The 7,648-nt window shown below is 46.1% G+C and carries 6 protein-coding genes; all 6 read left to right on the forward strand.

Features of this window, described 5'->3' with window-relative positions; genetic code table 11:
• Nucleotides 1-131 precede the first annotated feature (131 nt).
• A complete protein-coding gene (locus tag HMPREF9473_RS05720; RefSeq protein ID WP_006779120.1) occupies nt 132-1,004 on the forward strand; it encodes a carbohydrate ABC transporter permease in 873 nt (290 codons plus the stop codon).
• The gene (locus tag HMPREF9473_RS05725; RefSeq protein WP_006779121.1) at nt 1,004-1,837 is read left to right on the forward strand and encodes a carbohydrate ABC transporter permease; all 834 of its coding nucleotides are present in this window, start codon (nt 1,004-1,006) and stop codon (nt 1,835-1,837) included. The genes HMPREF9473_RS05720 and HMPREF9473_RS05725 overlap by 1 nt, the downstream gene beginning before the upstream one ends.
• A gap of 44 nt (nt 1,838-1,881) precedes the next feature.
• Nucleotides 1,882-3,228 carry an ABC transporter substrate-binding protein gene (locus tag HMPREF9473_RS05730; RefSeq protein ID WP_006779122.1) on the forward strand — a complete coding sequence of 449 codons (1,347 nt, stop codon included), beginning with the start codon at nt 1,882-1,884 and terminating at the stop codon, nt 3,226-3,228.
• A 110-nt stretch (nt 3,229-3,338) separates the two neighbouring features.
• Nucleotides 3,339-4,868, forward strand: a complete 1,530-nt coding sequence (locus HMPREF9473_RS05735; RefSeq protein WP_006779123.1) for a response regulator transcription factor — start codon at nt 3,339-3,341, stop codon at nt 4,866-4,868.
• On the forward strand, nt 4,865-6,595 hold the full coding sequence (locus tag HMPREF9473_RS05740; protein ID WP_006779124.1) for a sensor histidine kinase: 1,731 nt from the start codon (nt 4,865-4,867) through the stop codon (nt 6,593-6,595). Before HMPREF9473_RS05735 ends, HMPREF9473_RS05740 begins: the two co-directional genes overlap by 4 nt.
• A gap of 2 nt (nt 6,596-6,597) precedes the next feature.
• A complete protein-coding gene (locus tag HMPREF9473_RS05745) occupies nt 6,598-7,530 on the forward strand; it encodes a sulfatase family protein (RefSeq protein ID WP_006779125.1) in 933 nt (310 codons plus the stop codon).
• The last annotated feature ends 118 nt before the right edge of the window (nt 7,531-7,648 follow it).

The following is a 7,648-nucleotide window of genomic DNA, read 5'->3' on the forward strand; positions in this document are numbered from 1 at the left end:
AAAAATATTGGACACCGGTCATCGAAAAAACAACAAATAATACTCCCTAATCAAAAAATAATTGACTATCGAACCCCAGATAGAATCTTTATAATAAAGATATCACAAGCAATAAGCGGGGAGGATGCATCTTGAATAAGAAGAGGTTGACATTTAACAATTTTTATTTTTATCTGGTTCTGATTGCTCCGATTCTAATTGTATATGTGTTGTTTTTTGTAATTCCGGTGGTATCCAGCATGTTGTTTAGTCTGACCAATTTTAATGGAGTCAACTTGAACTTCAAATGGGTAGGGTTTAATAACTATGATGTGCTGATCCATGACAGGGTATTTAAGAAAGCTATGGTAAATACCTTCTGGTTCGCACTTGGCGCCACGATTTTTCAAAATTTATTTGCCATTGTATTTGCTATGGCACTAAATACAAAACTAAAATCGAAAAACCTTTTAAGGTCGCTGCTGTTTGCGCCCTGTATGCTTTCACCAATTGTGGTGGCGTTTATCTGGCAGTTTATCTATATGCCGGATGGTCTGTTGAACAAATTGCTGGGAACGGATATCATCTGGCTTGGCAATAAAAAAACGGCGCTGCTGTGTACCATTATCGCCCATGTGTGGATGTGGATAGGGTATTCGTCCACTATTTATATGTCTAATTTACAGAGCATTTCCAATGATATACTGGAAGCGGCCGCTATTGATGGGGCGGGTTCCTGGCAGAAGTTCAGGACCATCATTCTGCCTATGCTGGCTCCGGCCACCACCATCAATGTGACACTGGCATTTACCCAGTCGCTGAAGGTATTTGACATTGTCTATGCTATGACGGGAGGGGGCCCTCTCAATTCCACGGAAACGGTGGGCACATCTGTGGTGGCCAATATGAACCGGGGACTGCATGGATATGCTTCAGCTCAAACCGTAATTCTGGCTATCGTTATCGTATTGTTCGGTCAATTGTTGATTGGATACTTAAAGAAACGTGAGGAGGCGATTTACTGATGGCTAAGAGAAAAAAGTTTGGTGTGCTCTTTGAGTTTCTTATGATTGCTGTGGGTATCCTGATGTTTTATCCGGTCATCATGATGATGATTGTATCCTTAAAGGATGATGTGCTGCTGGCCAGCGAGCCTTTAAGTTTAAAGACCAGTTTTGCATTTGAAAATTATAAAACAGCCATCGACGGGATGGGGTATTGGAGGGCGCTTATGAACTCCACTATCCTGACGGTCAGCAGTGCGCTACTGACGGCATTCTTTGGAGCCTGTGGCGCTTATGCAATCACCCGGGTAAAAAGAGGGAGGAAACTTTTTATCGCCCTGAATATTTTGTTTCTTGTGGGTCTTGCGCTGCCGGAGCAGGTGGCTATGGTGCCTCTGGTTTTGTGGATGCAGAAACTGGGCGTGGGCAATACGCTGTTTGGGCTGATTCTGGCTTTTATCGGGGCCAATGCCGCTTATGGGATATTTTTCTTCAGCGGTTTTGTAAATACGGTGCCGGTTACTCTTGAGGAAGCTGCTTTTATTGACGGCGCCGGAAGGATGAAGACATTTTTAACCATAGTGCTGCCACTGTTGAAGCCACCCATGGTTACGCTTTTGATTGTGATAGCGCTTCGGGTTTGGAATAATTTTATGTACCCGCTTTTGCTGCTTCAGGGCAAAAATTCCAGGACACTGCCGCTTACCGTGTTTTTCTTTAAGGGTGATTTGTCTATCCAGTGGAATATCCTGTTTGCAGCTACCACGCTGGTGATTCTGCCGCTTTTGATTGTATACTTTCTGTTACAGAAACAGATTATATCGGGTATGCTGAGCGGCTCGGTAAAAGGTTGATGTTATAGTTTCTATACATATAAAAATAAAAGGAGGAAACAGTTATGAAACAGAAGTTAGCTATGCTTTTAGCTGCCGGTATGGTGGTGACATCTCTGGCAGGATGCGCAGGTAAAACAGAGGAAACGGCGACAGCGACTACGGGAACGGACCAGCCGGTTACAAAGGCAGCGACTGAGCAGACTAGCCAGGCAGAAAAAACGGAGACAGTGGAACTTAAGGTATTTGGATTCAAAACGGGAGCGGAGGAAGGCGCGATTCCGGAGCTGATTGAAACATTCAACGCGGAGAATCCTGATATCAACGTAGTATATGAAGGGATCAGCAATGCCGGCGGCTATCAGGACGTACTGACTGCAAGACTGGCGTCAGGTCAGGGGGATGATATTTTCTTTGCCAATCCTGATTATCTGCCGAGACTTCAGGAGGCAGGTTATACGGAAGATTTAACAGATATGCCTGTGGTAGGAAAATACAGCACGCTGGTAAAAGATTTGCTGACCATCAACGGTTCTGTTCCCGGTCTGGGGATGGAAGTGGCCGTATTTGGTCTTTATACCAACACAGATTTGCTGAAAGAAGTGGGGATTGAAAAGTCACCGTCTAATTACGGGGAATTCCTGGCGGCCTGTGAAGCCTTAAAGAATGCAGGAAAAACACCGATTGTAACAGGAGCAAAGGATGGAACTGGCGTAAGTGTCTTCTCAGTGGCAAAGAGTCTGGATGCTGTTTACCGGGCAGATGATAAATTAGACCAGATTGCCAAAATCAACAAAGGGGAGTTGGAATTTGGCCAGGTGATGGAACCAGGATTTACACTGGTGGAAGAGCTGATTGATAAAGGTTATCTGGATGGCGGCAAGGCGCTGGTATATGCGGCAGGCCAGGACGATATTGCAGAATTCGCAAAAGGTGATGTTGGCTTTATGCCGGGAGGAAACTGGTTTATATCGGGCATTCAGAAAGCGGCTCCTGATATGAACTATACCTTTGGCGGAATTCCGGTACAGGAAGAGGATTCTCTGATTTTAATCAATGCAGGTGTCCGCGTATGTATCAACAGTGCAAGTGAGAAAAAGGATGCGGCAAGAAAGTTTGTGGAATATTTCACAAGCGTTGACAGTATGAATGCCTACGTTGCAAGCCAGAGCAGCTTTAACCCGCGAACCGATGGAACCAGCACGGAAAGTGATATTGTGGCTCCGGCAGCAGAACGCCTGGCGGCCGAGCGTATGCTTCCATGGGTGGACTCTGCTTTTGATAACACGGTTGTGAATCCTTGGGCAGATGCCAAGACATTTACCGCTAATATTGCTGGCGGCGCTTCCGTGGGGGATGTGGTAGCAGATTTAAATACTCAGGTAGAGAATAATTTAAAATTAAAGCAATAGGGGAGAGCCGCTGTTGCTCTGGGTGACAGAGCAACAGCGGTTTTTTAGCGGGTATAGATATCTGCTCTCCCAGGATTTATAATATCTATATAAGGCAAGGGGGAAATGATATGTATCATGTTTTAATTGTAGATGATGAATACTGGGTAGGAAGATGGTTGAAGGAATTATTAGAAAAAAGCCCTTTTGAGCTGGGGATGATAGAGGTGTGCCAGGAGGTGGAGGCCGCCCTTTTCATTTTGAAGCAGAAGCCGGTCGATATCCTGATTACAGATATCAATATGCCGGTACTGACAGGACTTGAGCTGATTAAATATACAAAAGAATCTGGGCGTAAGGTTCCAAAGGCCATTGTTATTTCCGGTTATGATGAGTTTGAGTATGCAAGGCAGGCGATTGAGCTGGAGGTGCTGGCTTATTTAATCAAGCCCCTTGAGCGGGAAGCAGTGTACGGCGCGGTGAAGAAGGCCATTGACAGTTTGGAGCTGGAACACCGCCAAATCGAAAATGCCCAGACCGGCTATCATGCCATGGTGGAGAATATCCTGCTGGAGTTGTTCTGCCATCCCCAGAATATGCCAAAGGAACGTCTGGCGGAGATTATTGCAAAAAGGAATCTAAATGGACATTATTATGTACTGGGGATGATTCAGAATGCAGGTCTGGAGATATCCATGCTCGTGAAAGAACATCTCCAGGATAAGCTGGAGAAGGCCTGCAGAAGCCGCCATGTGTTTCTGGTACGCCGGGATGTACATACCTGGATTTTTCTGGTCGTGGGAATTGAAAATCCTTCCGGATTTTATATTGAGCAGAATGTTCTGCTCGGCATTTTAAATGGATATTTGTGGGGAGTCAGCCGGCCTAGAACGGACTTTATGGAGCTGGAGGAGGCGGTACTGGAAGCGAGGGATGATATCTGGCAGCAGCACAAGAGGGAATCGGCGCCGGAGCCGGTGATGCTGGAATCTGAGATGAAACGTACGTTTCTGGACGCCATGGAGGCCAGGGATAAGGAGAAGATTAAACAGTGCTCTTGTGAGCAGGAGGAAGCATTTTTAAAAAGTTCCTATGATATTACCAGCTGTCTGAATTTTTATTTTATATTGACCGGAGAAATTTTGGAGCTGTTGACGGATTCTTACCGGCAGACCAGGGAGCAGACGCTGTTGGAGCTGATTGAGGAAGGATATGATTTCTGTGTGCGTATCAGGGGATTTTACAGTATCCGGCCCATATGCCGGAAATTTCTGGAATACAGTCTGAAGGTGGTTGACTGCTTAAAGGATGCCGGCCCGATGACGGTCAGCGCCATTGTACTGAAAGTGCAGAGGATGATGAGGGAACAGTATGCGTCCAATCTGAGTCTGGGAGCCATAGCGGATGAATTCTCCATCAATCCCAGCTATTTCAGCAAGAAATTCAAGGATGAAACCGGGGTTAATTTTGTGGATTATCTGTCCGGAGTGAGAATTGAGCAGGCCAAAGCCCTGCTTAAAAATACGGATTTTTCGGTTGCGAAAATTAGTGACCAGGTGGGATTTCATGATGCCAGATATTTTAGCAAGGTGTTTGTTTCGATTGTAGGAATGAAGCCGACAGAATACAGGGCGGAATGCAGGGAGGACGAAACGATATGATGAAGTGGTTTGGCAGCAGGATATACCGGAAAATTTTTGCCAGCTTTTTAGTTGTATCTCTGGTTCCGCTGTGCATTGTATATTTTTATATTAATTTCAGGTATTCGGAGCGTCTGGAGCAGGATGCGGTCAGTATGAACCGGCTGGCGGAGCAGAATGCAGGAATCAGACTGTCAGATTCTCTGACAAAAATAGAATATATCTCCAATCTGTTTTTCAACAGCAGCACCCAGGAAATCCTAAAAAGGCCGGACGATACACTGAGCCTTTACAATGCCAGGATAGCGCTGGAGCAGATTGTGCGGGTGAATCTGGATTTATTCAAGATTATGAATCAGGTGGACCAGGTAACGTTTGTGAAACAGAACGGGATCAGCTTTGATATCATCAATTCCACCAAAAAGGGGATGCCTGTAAGTTTTACAAAACCGGCGGACGGTTTATTAAACAACTATAAAAATCACGGAATTTATAACCAGTCCATGCTGGAGGAACTTCCCGACAATAAGCTGGTCTATGTGCGGCGTATCATGGATGTGGATGTTCTCACCCAGGAATTGGGTTATCTGTTCGTAGTGTTTGATAAGAATATGCTGGATGGGATTTTTGGAGGGCTGGAAGAAGTCATACAGACAAGAATCATGGTAGAAAATACGGCGGGGCAGGTACTGTACAGCAATACGGAGGAGACAATGCCAGTGGACGGTGACTGGATTACCTGGAACTACGGAATTGATAATTTTAGACTTGTGGTGACATTTTACGATGAACTTCAGAATATCAATGCCAATATTCAGGCTCTGGACAGAATTACGGAGGCGGTGATTATCCTAAGTATGGCGGTGATTCTGGCAGCATCCGTCATGCTGGCGAAGACGATCGTGACGCCTGTACTGGACCTTCACAAAAATCTGATACACGTCCGCAACGGTGATTTTAAGGTGCGTGTTCCGGCGGAGACAAAGGATGAATTGGGGGATATGGGCCGTGCGTTTAACGATATGGCAGGGGAAATTGACCGGCTGGTGAATCAGGTTTACACGATTCAGCTTAAGGAGAAGGAGGCGGCCATTGCGGCTCTCCAGGCCCAGATTAATCCCCATTTTCTATATAACACGCTGGATATGATTAAAAGCATGGCGGATATCTATGATGCCAGCCAGGTGGGAGAGGTCATCGTAGCTCTGTCGGGAGTGTTCCGATATGCCACACGAACCAGCCATCTCATCGTGACGGTCCAGGATGAGCTTGTGAATCTGCAAAATTATATGAAAATTATCGATGCCAGGTTTGGCGGGAAAATCATCAGCAGGGTGGAAGTTCCGGACGAACTTCTGAAGGAGCAGATGATAAAAATTTGTCTGCAGCCGCTGGTGGAGAACTGTATCTCTCACGGGATGGCAAGGGGAGGCAAGGGAAAAGAAATCAGGGTTTCTATTGGGAGAGATTCGGAGAATGTGGTGGTCCGGGTAGCGGATGACGGTGTGGGGATTGCCCCGGAGCGCCTTCGGGAAATCCGGGAAAACCTGGCGCAGCCAATCAGAGAAAATACCAGCCATGGAATAGGGGGCGTGGGACTGAAAAATATTCATGACCGGATACGGCTTTATTATGGGGAAGAATATGGAGTAACCATAGAAAGTGAAGAAGGTGTGGGAACTGTTGTCACAGTCTGCTACCCCTTCAATGTGCATTTGGACTTAACTGAAAAGGGAGAGGAGAAATAGAAATGGAAAAACCAAATATTTTATTCATCATGACGGATGAACAGCGTTTTGATGGGGTAGGATACCGGAATAGAGAGGTGGCAACGCCCAATTTAGATAAATTGCAGAAGGACAGCGTGGATTTTACCAGGGCTTACACCTCCAATCCATCCTGCATTCCTGCAAGGGCGGCTATTTTTACCGGCCGGTATCCTTCCCAGTGCGGTGCGCCGGGATATATGACGGCATTGCCGGAACGGGAGACTACATTTATGAGTCTGCTTCAGGAGGGAGGATATCATACTGCGGTAGTAGGAAAACAGCATTTCTGGAATTCCAGGATTGTCAGGGGATATGATTATGAAGACATTGTAGATGAGCATGAACCGCCGGAGGTGATCAGTCCGGAGATGGGGGAGGACTATTTTGGACTGCCGGCCAATAAAACCACGGCTCCAACGGTATCCAGCTATGTGAAATATCTGTATGACCACGGATTTCGCAGAGGAAGAGAACTGTACCGCCAGGTGAATGAAAAGGGAATCTATGAATTTTTTGGAGATGAAAAGTTTTATGTGGACACCTATATTGGAAACAGGGGATTGGAGTGGCTGGAGAAGCGGCGTCCGGAACATCAGCCCTGGTTTCTGACTTTGTCATTCCCAGGTCCTCATATGCCTTTTGACGGACTTGGGCTGCCGGATTCGTCGGTATATGAGGCGGAGGACTTGAGCGTGCCGGATACAACGGTGGCAGATTTATTTGGGAAGCCGCCTCATTATCTGGACATTGTGAAAAAATACGGACAGGTGGACCTGGCCGGACACGGCTCACCGGACGGATTTACCCAGGATGAGATACGGTTGATGAAAAAGGCTTATTATTCCAATATTACACTGATAGACAGAAAAATCGGAGAAGTGATAAAAAAACTACAAGGAACTTCAGCTTTATGATAACACAATGATTATATTCACGTCGGACCATGGCGATTTTATGGGGGAGTTTTGGTAGTAGCCAGCAAGGCACAGTATCCCTCCGAGGCGCTTATGCGGATTCCATTTTATTAAAACC

The sequence above is a fragment of the Hungatella hathewayi WAL-18680 genome (assembly GCF_000235505.1).
In the GTDB taxonomy this organism is placed as follows: domain Bacteria; phylum Bacillota; class Clostridia; order Lachnospirales; family Lachnospiraceae; genus Hungatella_A; species Hungatella_A hathewayi_A.